The sequence below is a fragment of the Pseudomonas sp. GW821-FHT09C10 genome, assembly GCF_059418085.1.
In genome coordinates, this window is the sequence record NZ_JBWKPE010000001.1 from 90,778 (window position 1) to 111,541 (window position 20,764).

Sequence of the window (20,764 nt, forward strand, 5' to 3'; positions counted from 1 at the left end):
GTTAAAACGCCGTGGAAATAATCGACGCCTGGATGCAGTTTCCCAACAAGCGCTTTTTGCAGGACTCGATGTTTGAGTCATTGCGGCGCTGGCCAACAGCATGGAAGGCTTTAGCCGAAAATACCCCTGACATCACCTCGGCCGAGGCGCTTGAGACCTTCCGAAAGGACGGAGTATCCAAGGTCTTTGCCAGTGCCTGGTGGGGGCCGGCTGGGCCGATGATCACTAACGAAGAAGTGGCGGCTGCGGTCTCGGCGCAACCGGAGCGGGTCATTGGCGTAGCGTCAGTGGACCTGAGCCGGCCGATGGATGCGGTAAGGGAGTTGCGTCGTTGCGTCAGGCAATATGGCTTCAAGGCCTTGCGCGTGTTGCCCTGGCTATGGGGGCTGCCGCCTGATGACCGCCGATACTATCCGCTATACGCCGAGTGCATCGAGCTGGATATCACCTTCTGTTTGCAAGTGGGCCATGCAGGCCCGATGCGCCCGTCTGAGCCCGGGCGCCCGATGCCTTATCTGGATAACGTAGCGCACGAGTTTCCTGAGCTACGCATCGTCGGTGGACATATCGGCTTTCCGTGGGTGGCCGAAATGATTTCCCTGATGATGAAGCACCCGAATGTCTACGTGGATACATCGGCCTACAAGGCGTCGCGGTTTCCTGACGAGCTGGTGGCGTATATGCGTGGGGCGGGAAAGGGGAAGGTGTTGTTTGGCACAAACTACCCGATGCTGACGCCGGCGGATTGTCTGGATGGACTCGCAGCCTTGGGTCTGGACGATAATGTCCGGCGTCTGTTCCTGGCGGAGAATGCGCGCCAGGCGTTCAAACTGAGTCGTTGAAACGCCTGGGTTCCGAGGGTCAGAACGTATGTTCAGGCCCCGGGAACTCGCCGGCCTGCACCTCTCGCACAAAATCACTGGCGGCGGTATGGAGCACAGACCTGAGGTCCGCATATTGTTTGACGAAGCGCGGCAGCCGGCCATTGCGCAGCCCCGTCATGTCCTGCCAGACCAGCACCTGTGCATCGCACTGGTTACCTGCGCCAATGCCAACGGTCGGAATCGATACCGCTTCAGTGATCTCACGGCCTACCTCACCCGGCACCATCTCGACCAATAACGCAAAGGCGCCGGCTGCCTCGAAGGCCTTGGCGCTATGGATCAGACGTTGTGCGTCTTCCCCGCGCCCCTGCACCCGATAACCACCCAGTTGATGCTCCATCTGAGGCGTGAAACCAATGTGCGCCATGACCGGAATACCGCAGGTCGTCAGCTTCTCGACCTGAGGCAGCATTTCAATGCCGCCCTCCAGTTTGACCGCATGGGCACCGGCCTCTTTCATAAAGCGCACGGCAGTGTGAAAGCATTGTTCCACCGAGGCCTGATAGGAGCCGAAAGGCAGGTCGGCAATTACCAGCGCTCGTTTCGTTGAACGACTGACTGCGTGCACCAGCGGGATCAGTTCGTCCACAGTGACCGAGAGCGTAGATTCGTTGCCATAGACATTGTTGGAGGCCGAATCACCTACCAATAGTACCGGGATGCCGGCCTCCTCGAAGATGGCTGCACTGTACATGTCGTAGGCGGTGAGCATCGCCCACTTCCGGCCCTCCATCTTCATCTGCTTCAAGTGCGGAATACGGATACGAGAAGCCGGTTGGGCATTGCCATAGGGTGCAGGCTGATCAGTCATTCTTGTCGCCTCACTGAAATAGGGGTTAACCCAGTAATTGCTCGATGAACAATACGATTGCGATAAGGATCATGGCTGCACCGGAAAAACGACTGACACGCCGTGCCGCAGCAGGCCGTGCCCGCAGCACTGTCTGGGATCCATAGCCGACCAACAGATAAATCACTGCGCAGCTCAGCGTATGAACGAGTCCCAGCGCAATCATCTGCATAGGTACCGGCCAGGTCGCCGTGCCATCGGTGAATTGCGGCAGGAGGGCCAGGAACAGCAGGAATACCTTGGGGTTCAAACCACTCACACACAGCCCCTTGATCGCCCAGCGTTGCCACGAGTCGGACACCTGGACCTGATCAGCGTGGGGCGTGGAAGGGTGAGCAATCATATTGACGCCCAGCCACAGCAGGTAGCCCGCGCCGGCGACAGTCAGCACTGACAAGGCCAGTGGATGCCTGGCAACCAGTGTGCCGACACCGCCAGCAACGATCAGGGTGGCGATGATATGCCCGGACAGCAACCCACCGATGGCAGGCAGGACCACGCGGCCTTTCAGCCCTGCCGAAATCGCATAAGCCCAGTCCGCACCAGGTGTGATCACGAACAGAATAGATACGGCCCAGAAGGCAACGAAGATACTCAAGGTCATGCCGCTGCCCCCCTTCGTTGGTGACTCATACATCTTTGCATCGTGGCGCCTCGCGCAATAATGAACGCCAGGAAGAATAATGAAATATTGTTAGAATGTGCTTTCAAATACAGTCATCAAAGCGCTTTGAATTGGGAGAATCTTCCGGATGGATGAGATTGATCGCAAGATTATTTCAGAGCTGCAAAAAAACGGTCGCCTATCGGTAACGGAATTGGCTGAGCGCGTGGGCCTCAGCCTTTCACCGTGCCATCGTCGCGTGCGGGCGCTGGAAGAGTCCGGGGTATTAATGGGCTATCGTGCGCAACTGGACCCCGGCGCCCTTGGCCTCAACTTTTCTGCCATGGTGTTTGCGACCCTGCGTGAGGGTGACAAGGCCGCCGTTCATGCGTTCGAGGCTGCGCTGATGCAGATTCCTCAGGTCATCGATGCCCAACGATTGTTCGGCGAGCCGGATTACCTGCTTCACGTCATTACCCAGGACCTGCCGGCCTTTCAGCGGCTCTACGATGAGAGTCTGTCAGCCTTGCCCAATGTGCAACGGTTGACCTCGACGCTCGTCATGAAGCGAGTTATCCAGGACCGGCCGCTGCCCGTGTGACGGTTGCGTCGACGCTGTAACTGCGTCGCCGGCCAACTCATCGGCGTCTGCCTGTTCCGCGCAGGACAGCTCGGAGGCGTTATGCCCGATGCGTTTGAGCAGGAGCAGCATGCACACCAGCGACACCAGGGCATAGGAAGCCGAAGCGATGGCCACCCCAATGATGCTGCCGGTGGAGTTGAGCAGCCCTTGGGCAAGGACGGGGGTGGCACCACCTACCAACAGTGAACAGAGCTGGTAGGCGATCGACAAACCGCTGTAGCGCACTTTTGTGGGAAAGGCACGCGCGAGAATGCCACCGACGGCGCCGTAGAACATCGAGTGCGGAATGGTCGCCAGGCACATGCCCACTACCGCAATCCAATAGATCTTTGTTTCGACGGCAAAGAACATCGCCGGCATCAGAATCAGTTCGGGAATCACCATGAACGCAACCGCTTTGCGCATATCAATCTTCGACACGAGAATGGCGCCAAAGGGCTGGGCGATGAACTGAACGATCAGAGAAATAACGATTACGCTGAGAAAAGTGCTTTGTGCATAGCCCAGTTCCTTGGTGGCCCAAGACAGCGCAAAGGTGCTTTTAAAGTAAGTCACATGGATGATCGGCAGCACGCCGGCGCCCAGCAGCACGATCTGCCAGTGATTGCGCAGCACCTCCAGGATTGGCAGTTTGACCGTCTTCTTTTGCGCCATAAGACGCTTCATGTCGTCGGACTCTTCGAGCTTGAGACGGATGACCATGCCTACGATGACCAGCGCCGCCGATAGCAGGAATGGGATCCGCCAGCCCCACAGCATGAAGTCTGTCACCGGCAGGGCGCTCAAACCGAAAAACACCAGCGTGGCCAGCAGGTTGCCGGCAGGCGAACCTTGCTGGGCGAAGGCGGCGTACAGGATGCCTTTACCTTTTGGCGCGTTTTCACTGGCGATGAGGATGGCGCCACCCCATTCGCCGCCGACGGCGACCCCCTGAATTACCCGCAGTACCACCAGCGCGATCGGCGCCCAGATGCCGATTTGCAGGTAGGTCGGAAGTAAACCGATGCAGGTGGTAGCTATGCCCATCATCACCAGGGTGATCACCAGTGTGGTTTTGCGGCCAATCTTGTCACCCAGGTGACCGAAAATAATGCCGCCTACCGGGCGCGCGATGAATCCGGCCCAGAGCGTCAGGAATGAGAGGAGGGTGGCAGTGCCTGGGTTGAGGTCTGAGGGAAAGAACACTTTGCCGAAGACCAGTGCAGCCGCGATGCCGTACGCGTAGAAGTCATACCACTCGATTGTCGTGCCGATAAACGAGGCAACACCTGCCTTGCGAGCTCTTTTGTGAGCGGCAATATCCTGGGCGGTATTCATAGTGAGATCCTGTTGTTTTTATTGGAAACAACCCTTCTTCACTGCGCGAAGGGTTATGAGCGGATCGGCCCGCCAAGGCACACGCAAGGCCGATAGCTAAGAGCCTATACAGCCAACAGTGATAAAAATAATGATTAAAAATTATTGCGTGATACGGGATTTCGTATCGTTGAGGTCATTGGTAGATGGGAGCGTAGGCTGCAACGTTTTGAACCGCTCCAGAAAACTTTGCGCGGCGGCGGACGGCGTTGCGGCCAAGCGGATGGCGTGAATTTCGGAAAGTGCGCCGTCCCCATTGATCGCGCAATAGCGCACGCCTTCGCGCAGGGTCTTGGCCAGGGTTTGTGGTACAAGCGCCACGCCCATTCCGTAAGCCACCATGGTTACCACCGTCTGCCAGAGGCGTGTTTCGTGGCGGATGCGCGGGCTGAAACCTGCGTCGACACAGCGTGCGATGATCAGGTCGTGGTAGTGCGGCGACACCGTGCGCGGGAACAGAATGAAATCTTCATCTGCCAGCGCCTGCAGGTCGATGCTGTCGCGGTCAGAGAGCCGATGTGACGTTGGCAGGCAGCAGACAAAGGGTTCGCGCAACAGCCGTTCGCACTCGATGCTGTCGGGGAATTTGCTCCAGTGCACAAACCCAATATCGATTTGCCCGCGTTGCAACGCCTGGGCCTGTTCCGCGCTGTTCATCTCCATTAGCACGATCTCCGTATCGGGGTGGTCCTGTTCGAAGGTTTTTACCGCCTCGGGCAAACCGCGGTACAACACAGAATTGACGAACCCCACACTCAAGCGACCGGCAAACCCTTGGGCGGAGCGCAGGGTCAGGCGCTTGGCCTGCTCGGCACGCAATAACAGGTAGCGCGCTTCATTGAGCAGGACCTGGCCCGCATTGGTCAGGCTCACCGACTTGTTATTGCGGTTCAGCAACTGGATATCCAACTGACCTTCGAGCTTCTTGATGTCAAAACTCAGGGCCGGTTGGGAGATGAACAGCCGTGTGGCAGCGCGTCCAAAGTGAAGCTCTTCGGCCACCGCAACAAAATAACGCAGCTGTTTGAGATCCATGGCACGCCCTCGGCTTATGATAATTTTTTATTATCGTAGTTGATTTATTTTGTATTAGATACTTATCGATGCTGACCCTACTCTGAGTCCACAAGAACCAGGAGAGTCACCATGAATGCCGTGTCCAAAGCGCTCCACGACCCCTTGAATATTCCTGATAGTCGTGGCCTCAACCTGTTCGAATGTGACGCCGGCCTTGCCGCGCTGCTCAAGGTTTACCTGCCCTCCGATCTCTATCAACACTGGTTGCCGACCTGGCAACAGCTGGGGGCTCGCGCCGGTAACGAGCTGGATGTACTGGCTCTGTCGGCCGACAAGAATCCGCCCAAGTTGTTGCCGCGCACCCGCCGTGGTGAAGACATCCAGAGCATCCAGAAGCACCCGGATTTTGTCGAGCTGGAGCGCGTAGCGTATGCCGAGCTGGGCCTGGCAGCCATGAGTCACCGCGATGACGGGACGCTGCCACTGGTCAAATATGCCCTCACGTTTCTGTTTGTGCAGGCCGAGTTCGGCCTGTGCTGCCCCGTGAGCATGACCGACTCCCTGACGCGTACCTTGCGAAAATTCGGCGCGCCGGAACTGGTGGCGCGCTACCTGCCGTCCCTGGTCTCTCAGGACTTTGACACGCTGTTCCAGGGTGCCATGTTCATGACCGAGCAGGCTGCCGGTTCGGATGTGTCGCGCACTCAAACCCGCGCCACGCTTAAGGACGGCGAATGGCTGTTGAGCGGCGAAAAGTGGTTTTGCTCCAACCCGGATGCCGACCTGGCAATGGTCCTGGCGCGCCCGGATGACGCCCCGGACGGGATGTCCGGTGTGAGCCTGTTTTTATTGCCAAAGCTGCGTGCGGACGGTTCGCGCAACGCCTACCGGATTCAGCGTCTGAAAGACAAACTCGGTACACGCTCGATGGCCAGCGGTGAAATCACCCTGGAAGGCGCCACGGCCTACCTGATCGGTGAAGTGGGGCGCGGTTTTCAGCAGATGGCCGACATGGTCAATATGTCACGCCTGTCCAATGGCGTGCGCGCCGCCGGCCTGATGCGGCGCGGCGTGAACGAGGCCTTGTATATCGCTCGGCACCGTCGCGCGTTTGGCAAGCATTTGATCGAGATGCCATTGATGCAACGGCAATTGCTGAAAATGATGCTGCCTACCGAGCAGGCGCGCTCGATGTTTATGCAGATTGCCACGTTGCTGCCCAAGGCGGATGCGGGCGATGAAGCGGCGCGCAAGTGTGTACGTATCCTCACGCCACTGATCAAATTCCGCGCCTGCCGCGATGCCCGCCGTGTGACGGGTGACGCCATGGAAGTCCGTGGCGGGATTGGTTATATCGAAGAGTGGAGTGATGCGCGGCTGGTGCGTGATGCTCACCTGGGCTCCATCTGGGAAGGCACGAGTAATATCGTGGCCCTGGATATCGGCCGTGCCGTCATCCGTGAACAAGCGCTCGAACCGCTGCAGCAGCACCTGTCGACACAGCTGGCTGATGCTGGCTTGCCCTCGCAGAGCCATCGTCTGTTTGCAAGCCTGTTGGATCGCACGGTGGCGCGTATGTCGACCGTAGCCAGCGAGCGACGTGACGACCAAGTGCGCCAGGCCGGTAGTGCCCTGTATCACATCGCCACGGCGATTTTCATGGCGTGGGAAGCCAGCCAACAACCGGATAACAGTCGCCGTTTGGCCCTGGCCCATTTGCTGTTGCAACACAAGCTGCTGCCCCGCGACCCGCTCAACCCTGAACCCTCGATCAACGCGCAATTGCTGTCACGCCTGGCCGACGAAAGTCCGCTTTCTCACGCCGAGGCCATGCAGCTGCTGCCGGTTTGAATCCTTTTTCCATTGATCGCAGGTGCACTGATGAACCATTCCAAAGGGGCCCTCGACGGCCTGAAAGTGATCGACCTCAGCCGTGTGCTGGGCGGCCCTTACTGCTCTCAGGCGCTCGCCGACCATGGCGCCGAGGTCATCAAGCTGGAACCGTTGAGCGGCGACGAAACGCGCGGGTGGGGGCCACCCTTTGAAGGTGCCGACGCCTCGTACTACCGTGGCGTCAACCGCAACAAGCAGGGGATCGCCGTGGACCTTTCCCGGCCCGAAGGGATTGAATTGCTGATGGGCCTGCTTGAAGGCGCCGATGTGCTGATCGAAAACTTCAAACCTGGCACCCTGAAACGCTGGGGTATCGATTACAGCGAAGTGTTGAGCCAGCGTTTCCCCAGCTTGATCCACTGTGCCATCTCCGGATTTGGCGGCGATGGTCCGCTCGGCGGCCTCCCAGGCTACGACGCCGTGATCCAGGCCATGGCCGGCCTTATGAGCGTCAATGGCGAAGCCGACAGCGGCGCGTTGCGCATCGGCCTTCCGATTGTCGACATGGTGACGGGGCTCAATGCACTGGCTGGCGTACTGTTGGCACTTAATGAGCGTCATTGCAGCGGCCTCGGGCAATCCCTCGACATCACCCTGTACGACTGCGGTGTGTCGCTGTTGCACCCCCATGTGCCCAACTACCTTGCCGCCGGTAAAACGCCGCGCCGCACCGGCAATGCCCACCCCAACATTGCGCCCTATGACAGTTATGCCACGGGTACCGAACCGATTTTCCTGGCGGTGGGCAATGATCGCCAGTTTGCCAAGTTATGTGAGCAGTTGGGCGCGGGCGAAATGTTTGAAGACCCTCGATTCGTCAATAACGGCGCTCGCTCGGTCAACCGCGAGGCGCTCAAGCTTGCACTGGAACAGCATATGGCTGCCCATGATGGGGCGGCGCTGGCCCAACAGTTAATCAGCGTGGGCGTGCCGTGCGGGGCCATTGCATCCATCAATACCGTAGTGGCCCACCCACACACGCAGCATCGCGGCCTATTGGTGGACATCGGCGACTACCGTGGCATCGGCTCGCCGGTGAAGCTCTCGCGTACCCCGGCGACCTATCGCAGCCCGCCACCGACCTTGGGACAAGACACGCGCAAAGTGCTTGAGAACCTCGGGTTGGACGCTCAGCAGATTGAGCGCCTCTATGCCGCCGGCATCGTTCGTGGTTAACGCCTGCCCACTTACCTGGCCACGGAGCCCCTATGAGCCACGCATCTGATTGTCCCGAACCCTTGGTTCTGCACGAACAGCCCGCACCGGGCGTTGCACTGTTGCGCCTCAATCGCCCCAAGGCTCGCAATGCGTTGAATATGGCATTGCGCGAAGAGCTGGCAGCACAGTTTCGACGTCTCGACGCATGTCCTGATACACGCGCCATCATCCTTACTGGCAGCCCTACGGTGTTCGCCGCCGGTGCGGACCTGAGTGAAATGGTCGACGCCACTGCGCTTGAGCTGTATGCCCGACATGCCGAGCGGCATTGGCAGGCGATTTCTGGATGTCGCAAACCGGTAATTGCCGTCGTAAACGGCTTCGCTCTCGGCGGCGGCTGCGAGCTGGCGATGCACTGCGATGTGATTATCGCAGGGGAATCGGCCCGTTTCGGCCAGCCCGAAGTCAAGGTCGGGATCATGCCCGGCGCGGGCGGCACCCAACGCTTGTTGCGTGCGGTAGGCAAATTCCAGGCGTTGCGCCTGCTGTTCACGGGCGCCCAGTTCACCGCCGGCGAAGGCCTGCGCATGGGTATGGTCAGCGAAGTAGTACCCGACGCGCAGACCCTCACCGCAGCCCTGGCAATGGCGGTGGCCATCGCGGCTATGCCGCCCATCGCCGTCGCGCAGATCAAAGAAGTGGTGCTTGCCGGCATGGATCTGCCGCTGGAGCAGGCTCTGACCCTGGAGCGTAAATCCTTTCAACTGCTGTTCGGCTCCTACGACCAGAAAGAAGGCATGCAGGCGTTTTTGCAAAAGCGCACACCGGAGTACCTCGGCCTATGAACGCATTACCCATTCAGCGAATCGGTGTGGTCGGTGTCGGTGCCATGGGGCAGGGCATTGCCCAGGTCATGGCGCTGGCCGGCTTGAACATCTCACTGTTCGATGTGCGCCCGGGGGCGGCGCGCGCCGCGCAAAGCGCATTGGTGACGACGCTGGCCACGTTGCAGAGCAAGGGCCGTATCAGCCAGCAGAAGGCGTGTGATGCGCTGGCGTTGGTGCAGGTGGTTGATCGCCTGGAAGCGCTGGATGACTGTGAGCTAGTGATCGAAGCGATTGTCGAAGATCTTGAGGTCAAACAGCAGCTGTTCCGGCAACTGGACGAACTGCTCGATGAAACCACACTGTTGGCGAGCAACACGTCGTCGTTGTCCATTACCGCGATTGCCTCAGTCTGCAGGCATCCAGGGCGGGTGGCCGGCCTGCACTTTTTCAACCCGGTGCCGCGGATGCGCCTGGTCGAAGTGATCGGGGGCATCGCTACACAGCCCGACGCGCTTGAGCGGCTACGCGCGTTGGTCCGCAAGGTCGGCCATTACTCGGCGGATTCCAAGGACTCCCCGGGGTTTATCGTCAACCATGCCGGTCGTGCCTACGGTACCGAAGCGTTGCGCATGCTCAGCGAAGGGATCGCCACACCGGCGCTGATCGACGCGCTGCTTCGGGACGGCGCGGGTTTTCCAATGGGGCCGTTCGAGTTGCTGGACCTGGTGGGGCTGGACGTCAGCGTACCAGTGATGGAATCGGTGTATCACCAGTTCTATGAGGAACCGCGCTACCGACCCCATCCATTGCTGCGCTTGATGCAGGCCGGCGGGCACCTGGGACGAAAGACTGGCCAGGGCTTTTATCGATACGACGGCAACAGCGCCAGCCCCTCGGCGCTCCAGCCCGTACCGACGTGCGCGCAACTGCCCGCCGTGTGGGTGGCTGCGGACGATGATCTGGGCAAGACCCGTGTGCTGGCACTGCTTGGGCAATTGGGCGCACACGTCGAGACAGGCGCGAGCCCATCGCCCGACGCCTTGTGCCTGCTGGCGCCCTTGGGTGACGACACCAGCGAATCGGCTTTGCGCCATGGTGTCGACCCCTCCCGCAGCGTAGCGATCGATACCGTGCTGGAGCTGGGTGCGCTGCGCTGCCTGATGGTCAACCCGGCAACCCGCGTCGATATGCAGGAGGCCGCCCATGCGCTGTTCAGTCGCGACGGTGGCCACGTGGTGATGCTGCGCGACAGCTGCGGTTTTGTGCTGCAGCGCACGCTGGCAGCAATCGTCAACCTGGGTTGCGACATCGCTCAACAGGGCACCGCCAGCGTCGAGGATATCGACATGGCGGTGCGCTTAGGCCTCGGCTACCCCCACGGGCCGCTGGCGTGGGGGGACACTCTGGGCGCGGGGCGACTGCTGCTGATTCTGGAGCGTATGCATACCCTCACCGGCGACCCGCGTTACCGCCCCAGTAACTGGCTACGCCGCCGGGCACGCCTGGGAATCGCCCTGTGCAGCGCCGAAAACTCAATGCCGGCAGCCGCCGAGCCACTTTGATTGAGCGAGAAATTTGCCATGCTTGATGCCTATATCTACAGCGGTTTGCGCACCCCCTTTGGCCGTCACGGCGGCAGCCTGTCGGGCATGCGGCCGGATGACCTGGTCGGCAACCTGCTGGCGCACCTGATGCAGACCTCAGGTCTGCCGGAACATGCCGTGGAGGATGTGATCCTCGGCTGCACCAACCAGGCCGGCGAGGACAGCCGTAACGTGGCGCGCAACGCATTGCTCAGCGCCGGGCTGCCGTGCTCCGTTCCAGGCCAGACTGTCAACCGCTTGTGTGCCAGCGGATTGTCCGCAGTCATCGATGCGGCGCGGGCGATCACCTGCGGTGAGGGGACGCTGTACCTGGCCGGAGGCGTCGAAAGCATGTCGCGGGCGCCGCTGGTGATCTCCAAGGCCGAGGGTCCATACAGCCGCACCCAGGAGTTGGCGGACAGCACCATCGGCGCACGTTTTTCCAATCCGAAACTGGTTCAGCGGTATGGCAACGACAGCATGCCGCAGACCGGTGACAACGTCGCCCTGATGTATGGCATAACCCGCTATGAGGCCGATCACTTTGCTGCCGCGTCGCAGGGACGTTATGCCCACGCGTTGAAGTCGGGCTGGCTGTCCGATGAGATCCTGCCGGTGGAGGTGCCCACTGGGCGCAAGGGGCAAACCCAGCTGATCAGCGTTGACGAACATCCACGGCCACAGTCCGATTTTGCTGCGTTGTCGCGGCTCAACCCGCTGTTCCCCGGCGGCGTCGTGACTGCCGGCAACGCGTCGGGCATCAACGATGGCGCCGCAGTCTTGCTGTTGGGTAATCGAGCCATCGGCCAGGCCCACGATGTTGCGCCCATGGCCCGAATCCTGTCTTCGGCAGTGGTAGGCGTAGAGCCGCGCATCATGGGCATCGGCCCATACCAGGCGATTAACGTGGCGTTGCAGCGCGCCGGTATCAGCCTGGCACAGGTGGATCTGATCGAGATCAACGAGGCATTTGCGCCGCAGGTGTTGTCCTGCCTCAAGGCGCTGGAACTTAGCTTTGACGACAGCCGCGTCAATCCTTTGGGCGGCGCGATTGCTATCGGGCATCCATTAGGGGCCTCAGGCGCCCGGTTGGTGCTCAGTGCCTGTCGCACTTTGCAGCGTAACCAGCAGCGCTACGCCGTGGTCAGCCTGTGTGTGGGGGTTGGACAGGGCGTCGCGATGGTGATCGAGCGCGTTTGACCCTTGCATGACGGGGTATTAAAGGGCGGCCCCCAGGCCGTTCCTCGATAAATGTCATCCATAACAACAATAATCTCACTGGACATACTTCCCATGAAAATATCCCTGGCCCTCACGGGCTTGAGCGCCGGCGCTTGCCTGCTGTTCTTCGGTCAGCCCGCGTCGGCGGACTTTGTCGGCGACAGCAAAGCCACGCTGGGCCTGCGCAATTACTATTTCAACAACGATTACCGCGACCGGGCAGGGCCAGCCAGTCAGAGTAAAACTGCGGAGTGGGCCCAAGGTTTCATGCTCAATTACACCTCGGGGTTTACCAATGGCCCTCTAGGATTTGGCCTCGACGCCATGGGCTTGCTCGGCGTGACGCTGGACAGCGGGCAAGGGCGGCATCGCGGCAGTTCGATGATTCCATCCGCAGGAGACCACGCCACTGACGAATGGAGCCGCCTTGGCTTGACCGCCAAGATGCGCCTGAGCCAAACCGAACTGCGCTACGGCACGCTGATGCCCAAGCTGCCGATCCTGCAAGCCAATGACGGCCGCCTACTGCCGCAGACCTTTGAAGGCGCCCAGATCTCCAGCACAGAAATCGACAACCTCAGCCTGACGGCGGGTCGTTTGGAACATGCAACCGGGCGCGGCTCCACAGACAGCACCGGACTGGCCGTCGCCGGTGGTACACGCCAGAGCACTGCCTTCGTATTTGCCGGCGGCGATTTCAAGGTCAACAAAGACCTGACGCTGCAGTACTACGTGGCCAACCTTGAGGACTATTACACGCAGCAGTTTTACGGCCTGCAGCACGTGCTGGGATTGGGTGAAGGGCAGTCGTTGAAGACCGACCTGCGCTACTTCGACACCGATTCCAGTGGTGCCAATGGCCGCGCGGCAGGGCGTAGTGCCGGTTATCGCACCAGTGGCTACAGCGACGATGCCTCGGGTGAGATCGATAACCGTACCTGGAGCGCCATTTTCACCTACAGCCTCGGCGGCCACGCATTGACGGGCGGTTACCAAAGCATTTCGGACGCCAGCAACTTTGTCCAACTCAACCAAACATCGCTGCCGGACAAAGGTGCTACCGGCACATCCCTCTACCTGTTCACCGATCGCATGATCACCAGCTTCAACCGCGCCGGTGAACAGACCTGGTTTGCCCAATATGCCTACGACTTTGCCGCCGCCGCTCTCCCTGGCCTGCGCGCCTCGGTGGTCTACCTCAAGGGCGACAACATCAAGACCACCACCGGCCGCGATCAACAGGAATGGGAACGCGACCTGGCACTCGACTACGTGATCCAGGACGGCACCTTCAAGGGCCTTGGGTTCGCCATGCGCTCGGGGGTGTTGCACTCCGAGGCGGATGCCAATCAGGACCAGACCCGCATGACGGTGAGCTACACCGTCGCGCTGTTCTGAGGTGTTGATTCAGTAATTTCCATCGGGTGCACGACGATGTCGTCGTGCGCCTTTCTACTCGGCAAAAAAGAGGATGTAGCAATGAATGCCTTCGCCCCGCTCGACGTTGCGGTCATGCAGCCACCAGCAACCTTCCAGGGCTTTTCAATCAAGCCTTCGGCCCAGTCTCCACGCCTGCTTGAATTAACGTTTGCGCAATCGACGGTCAGTGCGTTTTTGAGCGCTGTGGCTCAACTGCCGGTGCAGGCGCTGGAGTACAAGTCTTTCCTGCGATTCCAGTTTGGCCAGATCCTTGATGAGCTCTGCGGCGGTACCCTGCGCCCAGTGCTGGTGAACACGGTGATGGACCGAGCAACCGGGGGACTGCTGATCGTCCCCCAAGGCCTGGATAACGTGTCCCAGGCCGACGACATGGTCAAATTTTCCACCGCCGTGGCGCATTTGCTCGGGCGCTCTAACTTCGATGCCATGAGTGGTCAGTTCTATGCGCGGTTCGTGGTGGAAAACGTCGATACCTCAGACAGCTATTTGCGTGCTCCGCACCGTGTGATGGAGTTGCACAACGACGGTACCTTCGTGAATCAGATCACCGACTACGTGCTGATGATGAAGATCGACGAACAGAACATGGAAGGCGGTAACTCGCTGATCCTGCACCTGGATGACTGGGCGGATCTGGACACGTTCTACAAGCATCCCCTGGCGCGTCGTCCCCTGCGCTGGACGGCGCCGCCGAGCAAGAACGTCAAGGAGGATGTGTTCCATGCCATCTTCGACACCGATGAAGTCGGCCGGCCGACCATGCGTTATATCGACCAATTCGTGCAGCCTGAAAATTTCGAAGAGGGCACCTGGTTATACGCGCTCGGCGAGTCACTGGAAAACAGCGATGCCAAGCTGTCCGTGCCGGTCGCTGTGGGTTCATTCCTGCTGATCAACAACCTGTTCTGGCTGCACGGCCGCGATCGCTTCACTGCGCACCCGGGCCTGCGTCGTGAGTTGATGCGGCAACGTGGTTACATCAGCTATCCCAAGCTGGCGCATCAGCACGGGCAAAGCGCCAACTGACACGGCGCGGGGGCGCAGACGCCCCCGTTTGCCCATGACGGATGTAAGAGAGGGAATACAGGTGTACGACTTTGTGATCATCGGTGGCGGCATCATCGGCATGTCCACCGCCATGCAGTTGGCGGGCGAATACCCGGATGCGCAGATTCTGCTGCTGGAAAAGGAATCGGGCGCGGCCCGTCATCAGACCGGGCATAACAGCGGTGTGATTCACGCCGGGGTTTACTACACCCCTGGCAGCCTCAAGGCGAAGTTCTGCCTGGAGGGCAACCGGGCGACCAAAGCGTTCTGTGATGAGCACGGCATTCGCTACGACACCTGCGGCAAGCTGCTGGTGGCCACCAATGACGTCGAGATGCAGCGAATGCAGGCGCTGTGGGACCGCACGGCGGCCAACGGGCTGGAGCGTGAATGGCTGACTGCAGATGCGCTGCGTGAAAGGGAGCCGAACATTATCGGCCTTGGCGGCATTTATGTGCCCTCAAGCGGTATTGTCAATTACGCCGAAGTCACCCGGCAAATGGCTAACGAGTTCACCCGCCAGGGCGGTGTTATCCGTTACAACAGCGAGGTCATCGCGCTCGATGAGCGCGAGAATGAGGTGGTGATCACGACCACTACCGGGGTTTATCAGGGTCGATTTCTGATTTCCTGTTCCGGGCTGATGGCTGATCGTGTGGTGCGGATGCTCGGCCTGGAGCCTGAGTTCCAGATTTGCCCGTTCCGGGGCGAGTACTACTTGCTACCCCATGAGCATAATCAAATCGTGAATCACTTGATCTACCCCATTCCCGATCCTGCCATGCCGTTTCTGGGCGTGCACCTGACCCGCATGATCGATGGCACGGTGACGGTCGGCCCCAATGCCGTACTGGCGCTGAAAAGGGAAGGCTACAAGAAAACCGATTTCTCACTGGTGGACATGTTCGAGATCTTCACATCTCCTGGGGTGTTGAAAGTGCTCAAGGCTAACTTCAAGCCTGGGTTGATCGAGATGAGAAACTCGATCTTCAAGCGCGGCTATCTCAAGCAGGTGCAAAAATATTGCCCTTCTATCAAGCAGGATGAGTTAAAACCCTATCCCGCAGGTGTCCGCGCCCAGGCCGTCTCCAACAGCGGCAAGTTGATCGACGACTTCCTTTTCGTGAACACAAGGCTCAGTGTGAACGTGTGTAACGCGCCGTCGCCGGCAGCTACATCGGCGATTCCTATCGGTGAGTGTATCGTCAGCAAGGTCAAGGTGCAACGCGGCGCTTGAAGGCATTCAGCCGAGTGCCTGGCAAGTGTCCACCAACAGTCCGCGCAGCCATGTGTGAGCGGGGTCATGGTGAGTGCGCTCATGCCACGCCACAGTCTTGCCGAAACCTGGAATGTCCAACGGCGGTTCACGCATGAGCAGCCCATCGGCATGCAATGCCAAACGGCGGGGCACCACGGCGATCAGGTTGCTGGCACGCAAGATCTCCGGCAGCACCAGGAAGCTGGTCACCGAGACGGTCACGCGCCGTGACCTGCCGATGCGGGCGAGCGCGTGATCGGTCACCCCTTCAAAAGCGCCACCGGCGGGGGAGACCAGCGCATGATCCAGCGCACAGAAGCGCTCCAGGGTCAGCGCCTCATGCCGCGACTCAGGGTGATCGTCGCGCATCACGCATACATAACGCTCATCGAACAACGCTGCAGAATGCAGGCCTGGCGGGGTGCTTTCCGGTGTCACGAGGGCCAGGTCGATATCGCCACGGTCCAGTTGGCTAGGCAGTTGCTGAGGGTCGACGGGTTGCACGGCGATACGAATATTCGGCGCTTGCACACGCAATGCGCTGAGGAAAGGCACCACCACGGCCCGTAACGCGTAGTCGGTGGACGCCAGTGAAAGCGTCATCGTTGCCGTGTGCGGTTCAAACGCATGGGGTTGCAGCATCTGCCCAATAGCACTGAGCATCTGCTTGATCGGCCCGGCCAATTGTTCAGCCCGAAGCGTCGGCACCATGCCGCGTTGCGCACGCACGAACAACGGGTCGTTAAAGCTTTCGCGCAAGCGTGTGAGCATGCCGCTGACGGCGGGCTGGGTCAGTGACAATCGCGCGGCGGCACGGGTGACGCTGCGCTCATCCAACAAGGCATCGAGGGCCTTGAGCAGGTTGAGGTCGAGGTGCCTGATATCAGGATTCATGATGCTCTGCATAAAAGATGACGATTGGTTTTATTTCACGCTAGCACCGACCATGGCACCAGTCCATTACCACTGAGTGCTGAGCATGAAAGAGATCATCTGGCCGCAAGGCTACCTGCCGGGCTTCACCGAGAATTTTGTCTCCAATGAAATCATCGTCGCAGGCCTCACCGCCGCCGATATCTGGCCGTTGTTGAGCCACGCGTCGCAATGGCCGAGCTATTACGCCAACTCGGCGAATGTGCGCTTGCATGACGGCCCGGGTCCTGAGCTACAAGACGGGATGCGCTTCTACTTTGAGACCTTCGGATTCCCGGTCGAGGCGCAGTGCAATGAATTCGTCCCGCCGGCTGATGGCCAACCAGGGCGGATTGCCTGGCACGGTTGGGCGGGCGAGGGCGATACTCGCCTGGATGTGCACCATGCGTGGCTGATAGAGGACCTGTCGCTGGAGCGCGTGCGCATTCTCACCCAAGAAACCCAGAAGGGTAAGCCGGCAGTAGAACTGGCCCTGGCTCGGCCAAACCCAATGATCAATGGCCATCAGGACTGGTTGGATGGATTGGTCAGGGCTGCACGTGAGGCGAGCCAATAAGCGCGGATTGCAATAACCACTGCCGGAGCTGCTCGACGGGTGTACGCAAGGGCGCGCTAGCACTGTGAACCAGGTAGTAGCCCTTGCTGACGGACAGGGTTGCTTCGAACACCTGCTCGAGTTGCCCGTGCTCCACGGCCTCTTCGACCAGCCAGGGGCTGGTCAGCACCACCCCCTGACCACGCCGCGCCGCATCGATGGCGAGTTCAGGCTGGTCGAAACGCAGGCCGGTTGCCATTTTTGCATCGGCCATGCCGAGCTGTGCGAGCCACGCGGGCCAATGCGCATGCGACGTAGTGTAGAGCGGCGTCGTGCGCGTGAGGTCGGCGAGCGAGCGTAATTGCAGGCGCTTGCGATACAGCGGGCTGCAATACACACGGACCTCATCCGCCAGCAACAACTCGGCCACCAACCCTCGAACCTGCCCATCGCAATGGCGTACGGCAAGGTCAAATCCATCGTGGCTGACGTCAACCAGATCGGTGCTCGCACTCAGGTGCAGTTTGAGTTGAGTGTGCTGGCGAGTGAGTGTCGGCATACGCCGAGCGAACCATGAGTTGGCAAAGGCGGGAGGCAGGCTGAGACGCACTTCCTGGGCGTGTCGATGACGCAGCGCAAGGCTGGCGTTCTCCAACGTCTGAAGTGCAGGTTGGACCTGTTGCCAGTAGGCCAACGCTTCCTGAGTAGGAGTCAGCTTGCGCACGGTGCGAGTGAACAACGACACGCCCAGCCAACCCTCAAGCTTACGGATCTGCTGCGTCACGGCTCCCGGCGTAACAAACATCTGCTCGGCGGCCAGGACGGCACTGCCGGTGCGCATTACTGCGTCGAAGCAGGCGAGGGACTTGAGGGGGATATCAGGTTTCATGGCGCAGTTTTTCTCTTTCATGAGGCGATAAACGATGATTTGTCATACCCCAGGTCAGGCATAAGAATCAAAGGCGTCATTGGCCCTGAGGAAATGCAGATGAATGTCCTGATTGTATATGCCCATCCGGAACCTCGGTCTTTCAATGGTGCACTGAAAGACCTGGCGAGTGAAACCCTGACGGCCCAGGGGCATAAGGTTCAAGTGAGTGATTTGTACGCGCTGGAATGGAAGGCGCCCCTGGATGGCGCGGATATCACCACGCCGCGTGTAAACGCAGAGTTTCTGAACCTCCCCGCTGAACAGGAACACATGTTCTCTCAAGGCCGACCGACCTTTGATGTGGAACAGGAGCAGGCCAAGGTGCTTTGGTGTGATCTGTTGATTTTCCAGTTTCCGATCTGGTGGTTCTCAATGCCAGCCGTGCTGAAAGGCTGGGTTGACCGCACCATGACCCGTGGCTTTGCATACGCGGCCGGTGAGAAATACGACAACGGCAAGTTCAAAGGCCGCAAAGCCATGGTCTGCGTCACCACCGGCACCGCCGAAAGCCTGTATCAGCCGGATGGGATCGACGGCTGTATGACCCACCTTCTCTGGCCGATCCACAACGGGATATTCCGCTACCTGGGGTTTGACGTGCTGCCACCCTACGTTGCCTGGATGCCGGGAAATGTGTCTGAACAAGAACGCAAAGCCTACCTGGATGGATACGATCAGGCGTTGCGTTCGATCGATAAGGCCAAGCCGCTGTTCTTCCATCCGCGCGAAGATTATGGCGACGATCAGCGCCTCAAGCCTGGGGTATTGGCTCAGTCGGGATTTCAGTGGAATCCACGGGCGGGGCAAAGCCACGAGCAGGCGGCTGACGACTTCACCTGATCGTCAAGGCGCATTTATGGAGATTTTTAGATTTGATTGGGCTTTGCTCTGGGTGTTTTGGCCAAAAAACATTTTGACTAGGCTCTATCACAGTAGTTTAGCTTGAAAAAATCCCAATATGCCCCCAATTTTGCCCCCACTCACATGCCGTACATGAGCGATCACGAATGGCGATTCCTGACGAAATCCAGTATGGCTCTGGGTGACTTTCAGTGTGCGTCCATCCACTCTAAGGGGAATCGCGGTGAGGAGCTCATCATACTTGGCCAATGTCTAGTGCTCCTCGAGAACGCAACTCGGTCATTGAACCTCCACTGCCTGCATGGCGTGCTAGGGGGCAAGTGCTTGAATACTCGGACCAGACCATACTTTTCTCAAGAATCCAATCACTTAGCTGTGGTTGGATTTTTTGTTTAGTCGCTTACTGTGAAATCATATTTTGTCGCCACTTTTTGCCCCGCTGATATTTTCCGCACCATACATCTATCGGTGTGAGAGTTTTCCTAGCCAGTCATTCTTGGTCTGCGAGGTGGTTGATGACAGCCTGGACCCGCGCTGCGCTGGCAGGCTCGGACGAGAAAGCCGGTCGGTCGCACCAGTAGCCCAGCTGATGCAATTTGCCTACTAGGAGATGAAATAGCGCGAAGGCGCCATCCGCAGGGCGCTGTAGGTGTTCCTCTAGCAGTGCTCCGCCCCAAGCTCGATTGTGCCGCTCCTAATAAGTCTTGGCGTCGGTTTACGCTGAGGATGAGACATAGCATTATGATGCCATTCGACAGCAGGAGTATTAGTATGGCAGCTTGGATGGCGAGGTTAAGGAATAGGCCATTTCAATGGTTTGAGTCTTTCGTTAAACCAGGAGATGATCTTGGTGTCAAAGGACTATATCGGATTTTTATTTTCGCATTATTAGTTGTTTTGGCGATTTTTTTAATCGATGTGGTATTGACCCTCTCCACAAATAAGGAGAGCGAACCAAGTCACGGGGTCTTTGGTGATTTTTTTGGCGGAGTGGCCAACCCTTTTTTGACGTTCCTTACATTTATGGGCTTGCTTCTGACAATAGTTGTTCAGAAAGTGGAACTAAGAGACTCAAGGGAGGAAATGAAGCGCTCCGCTGATGCTTTGAGTGAGCAGGTAGTGGCCTTCAGGAAGCAGAGCTTTGAGGTGACTTTTTTGAAAATGCTCGAGATTCACTCCGCGCTTACCCAGTCGATAGATCTGTTGTTAGTAAAAGCCAACAAGACCGTCACCGGGACAGACTGTATGGCTCGCTTCCATTTGAGGCTAAAAACAAAATACCGTAGTAAATTTAAAGGCAATGGAATGTCTTTTGATGGCATGACACTGCAAGGTATGGAGGAACTAAAATCTATGTATGTTGAGTATTGGGAGCCTACTAGAAAAAATTTACATAGCTGGCATGAAAGCCTTTCAGTAATTCTGGGATATATAGAGTCGGAGTCCAGTTCAAATGAACCCTACCTGTCGATGGTATCTGCTCAGCTATCGGAATATGAAAAAATATTAGTTTTTTATCATGTTGCTCTTCACGATCAAGCTCGTTTGAAAAGGCTGGTTTTAGAGTTGGGTTTTTTGAGAAACTTACCCGCTGATCTTCTCCTTCATAAAAGTCATATGCAGTTGTTGCCGACCACGAGTTTTTTGTAGGACGGCCGCAAGCGAGCGGGGTTGGTCTCTCGGAAAGCTAGGGTGCATCATTAGCCTGCAAGGTGTCTAAAAA

Annotated in this window: 19 protein-coding genes; 13 read left to right on the forward strand and 6 right to left on the reverse strand. The window is 58.6% G+C overall.

The genetic code is table 11. The features are described from left to right. The first annotated feature begins 11 nt into the window (after window positions 1–11). Window positions 12–842, forward strand: a complete 831-nt coding sequence (locus tag AC07OT_RS00365) for an amidohydrolase family protein (RefSeq protein ID WP_495102530.1) — start codon at window positions 12–14, stop codon at window positions 840–842. Between the two features lie 19 nt (window positions 843–861). On the opposite strand, the gene panB is transcribed toward AC07OT_RS00365, so the two are convergent. Then, on the reverse strand, window positions 862–1,695 hold the full coding sequence (gene panB, locus AC07OT_RS00370) for a 3-methyl-2-oxobutanoate hydroxymethyltransferase (RefSeq protein WP_495107076.1): 834 nt from the start codon (window positions 1,693–1,695) through the stop codon (window positions 862–864). A gap of 25 nt (window positions 1,696–1,720) precedes the next feature. Continuing rightward, on the reverse strand, window positions 1,721–2,338 hold the full coding sequence (locus tag AC07OT_RS00375) for a LysE family translocator (RefSeq protein ID WP_424082650.1): 618 nt from the start codon (window positions 2,336–2,338) through the stop codon (window positions 1,721–1,723). A gap of 148 nt (window positions 2,339–2,486) precedes the next feature. Here AC07OT_RS00375 and AC07OT_RS00380 point away from each other — a divergent pair, with 148 nt between their 5' ends. Further along, window positions 2,487–2,939, forward strand: a complete 453-nt coding sequence (locus AC07OT_RS00380) for an Lrp/AsnC family transcriptional regulator (RefSeq protein WP_177009980.1) — start codon at window positions 2,487–2,489, stop codon at window positions 2,937–2,939. On the opposite strand, the gene AC07OT_RS00385 is transcribed toward AC07OT_RS00380, so the two are convergent. Continuing rightward, window positions 2,859–4,298: an MFS transporter gene (locus tag AC07OT_RS00385; protein WP_424082653.1), complete on the reverse strand. Its 1,440-nt coding sequence runs from the start codon at window positions 4,296–4,298 to the stop codon at window positions 2,859–2,861. The two genes, AC07OT_RS00380 and AC07OT_RS00385, sit on opposite strands and share 81 nt — an antisense overlap. Before the next feature lie 141 nt (window positions 4,299–4,439). Then, window positions 4,440–5,372 carry a LysR family transcriptional regulator gene (locus AC07OT_RS00390; RefSeq protein ID WP_177009982.1) on the reverse strand — a complete coding sequence of 311 codons (933 nt, stop codon included), beginning with the start codon at window positions 5,370–5,372 and terminating at the stop codon, window positions 4,440–4,442. A gap of 111 nt (window positions 5,373–5,483) precedes the next feature. On the opposite strand from AC07OT_RS00390, the gene AC07OT_RS00395 reads away from it, so the two are divergent. From AC07OT_RS00395 to lhgO, 8 genes are all read left to right on the forward strand, one after another. Beyond that, entirely contained in the window at window positions 5,484–7,205 is a 1,722-nt protein-coding gene (locus tag AC07OT_RS00395) for an acyl-CoA dehydrogenase family protein (protein WP_495107077.1), read from the forward strand. Between the two features lie 30 nt (window positions 7,206–7,235). After that, a complete protein-coding gene (locus tag AC07OT_RS00400; RefSeq protein WP_495107078.1) occupies window positions 7,236–8,423 on the forward strand; it encodes a CaiB/BaiF CoA transferase family protein in 1,188 nt (395 codons plus the stop codon). Window positions 8,424–8,455: 32 nt separating this feature from the next. Beyond that, window positions 8,456–9,250 (forward strand): enoyl-CoA hydratase, encoded by a 795-nt coding sequence (locus tag AC07OT_RS00405; protein WP_495107079.1) that lies wholly within the window; start codon window positions 8,456–8,458, stop codon window positions 9,248–9,250. Further along, the gene (locus AC07OT_RS00410) at window positions 9,247–10,794 is read left to right on the forward strand and encodes a 3-hydroxyacyl-CoA dehydrogenase (protein ID WP_495107080.1); all 1,548 of its coding nucleotides are present in this window, start codon (window positions 9,247–9,249) and stop codon (window positions 10,792–10,794) included. The genes AC07OT_RS00405 and AC07OT_RS00410 overlap by 4 nt, the downstream gene beginning before the upstream one ends. A gap of 18 nt (window positions 10,795–10,812) precedes the next feature. Continuing rightward, the gene (locus AC07OT_RS00415) at window positions 10,813–12,015 is read left to right on the forward strand and encodes a 3-oxoadipyl-CoA thiolase (RefSeq protein WP_495107081.1); all 1,203 of its coding nucleotides are present in this window, start codon (window positions 10,813–10,815) and stop codon (window positions 12,013–12,015) included. 93 nt (window positions 12,016–12,108) lie between these two features. Then, window positions 12,109–13,434: an OprD family porin gene (locus AC07OT_RS00420; RefSeq protein WP_495107082.1), complete on the forward strand. Its 1,326-nt coding sequence runs from the start codon at window positions 12,109–12,111 to the stop codon at window positions 13,432–13,434. Between the two features lie 81 nt (window positions 13,435–13,515). Next, the gene (gene glaH / locus AC07OT_RS00425) at window positions 13,516–14,502 is read left to right on the forward strand and encodes a glutarate dioxygenase GlaH (RefSeq protein ID WP_495107083.1); all 987 of its coding nucleotides are present in this window, start codon (window positions 13,516–13,518) and stop codon (window positions 14,500–14,502) included. Between the two features lie 61 nt (window positions 14,503–14,563). After that, window positions 14,564–15,760: an L-2-hydroxyglutarate oxidase gene (gene lhgO / locus AC07OT_RS00430; protein ID WP_495107084.1), complete on the forward strand. Its 1,197-nt coding sequence runs from the start codon at window positions 14,564–14,566 to the stop codon at window positions 15,758–15,760. Between the two features lie 6 nt (window positions 15,761–15,766). Here lhgO and AC07OT_RS00435 read toward each other — a convergent pair whose 3' ends face one another. Then, entirely contained in the window at window positions 15,767–16,675 is a 909-nt protein-coding gene (locus AC07OT_RS00435) for a LysR family transcriptional regulator (protein ID WP_495107085.1), read from the reverse strand. 85 nt (window positions 16,676–16,760) lie between these two features. On the opposite strand from AC07OT_RS00435, the gene AC07OT_RS00440 reads away from it, so the two are divergent. Beyond that, window positions 16,761–17,270 (forward strand): SRPBCC family protein, encoded by a 510-nt coding sequence (locus tag AC07OT_RS00440; RefSeq protein ID WP_495107086.1) that lies wholly within the window; start codon window positions 16,761–16,763, stop codon window positions 17,268–17,270. On the opposite strand, the gene AC07OT_RS00445 is transcribed toward AC07OT_RS00440, so the two are convergent. Further along, entirely contained in the window at window positions 17,242–18,138 is an 897-nt protein-coding gene (locus AC07OT_RS00445; RefSeq protein WP_495107087.1) for a LysR substrate-binding domain-containing protein, read from the reverse strand. The two genes, AC07OT_RS00440 and AC07OT_RS00445, sit on opposite strands and share 29 nt — an antisense overlap. A gap of 99 nt (window positions 18,139–18,237) precedes the next feature. Between AC07OT_RS00445 and AC07OT_RS00450 the strand changes: the two genes are divergently transcribed. Continuing rightward, on the forward strand, window positions 18,238–19,020 hold the full coding sequence (locus AC07OT_RS00450) for an NAD(P)H-dependent oxidoreductase (RefSeq protein ID WP_495107088.1): 783 nt from the start codon (window positions 18,238–18,240) through the stop codon (window positions 19,018–19,020). A gap of 792 nt (window positions 19,021–19,812) precedes the next feature. Next, window positions 19,813–20,691, forward strand: a complete 879-nt coding sequence (locus AC07OT_RS00455; protein ID WP_495107089.1) for a putative phage abortive infection protein — start codon at window positions 19,813–19,815, stop codon at window positions 20,689–20,691. Window positions 20,692–20,764 lie beyond the last annotated feature (73 nt).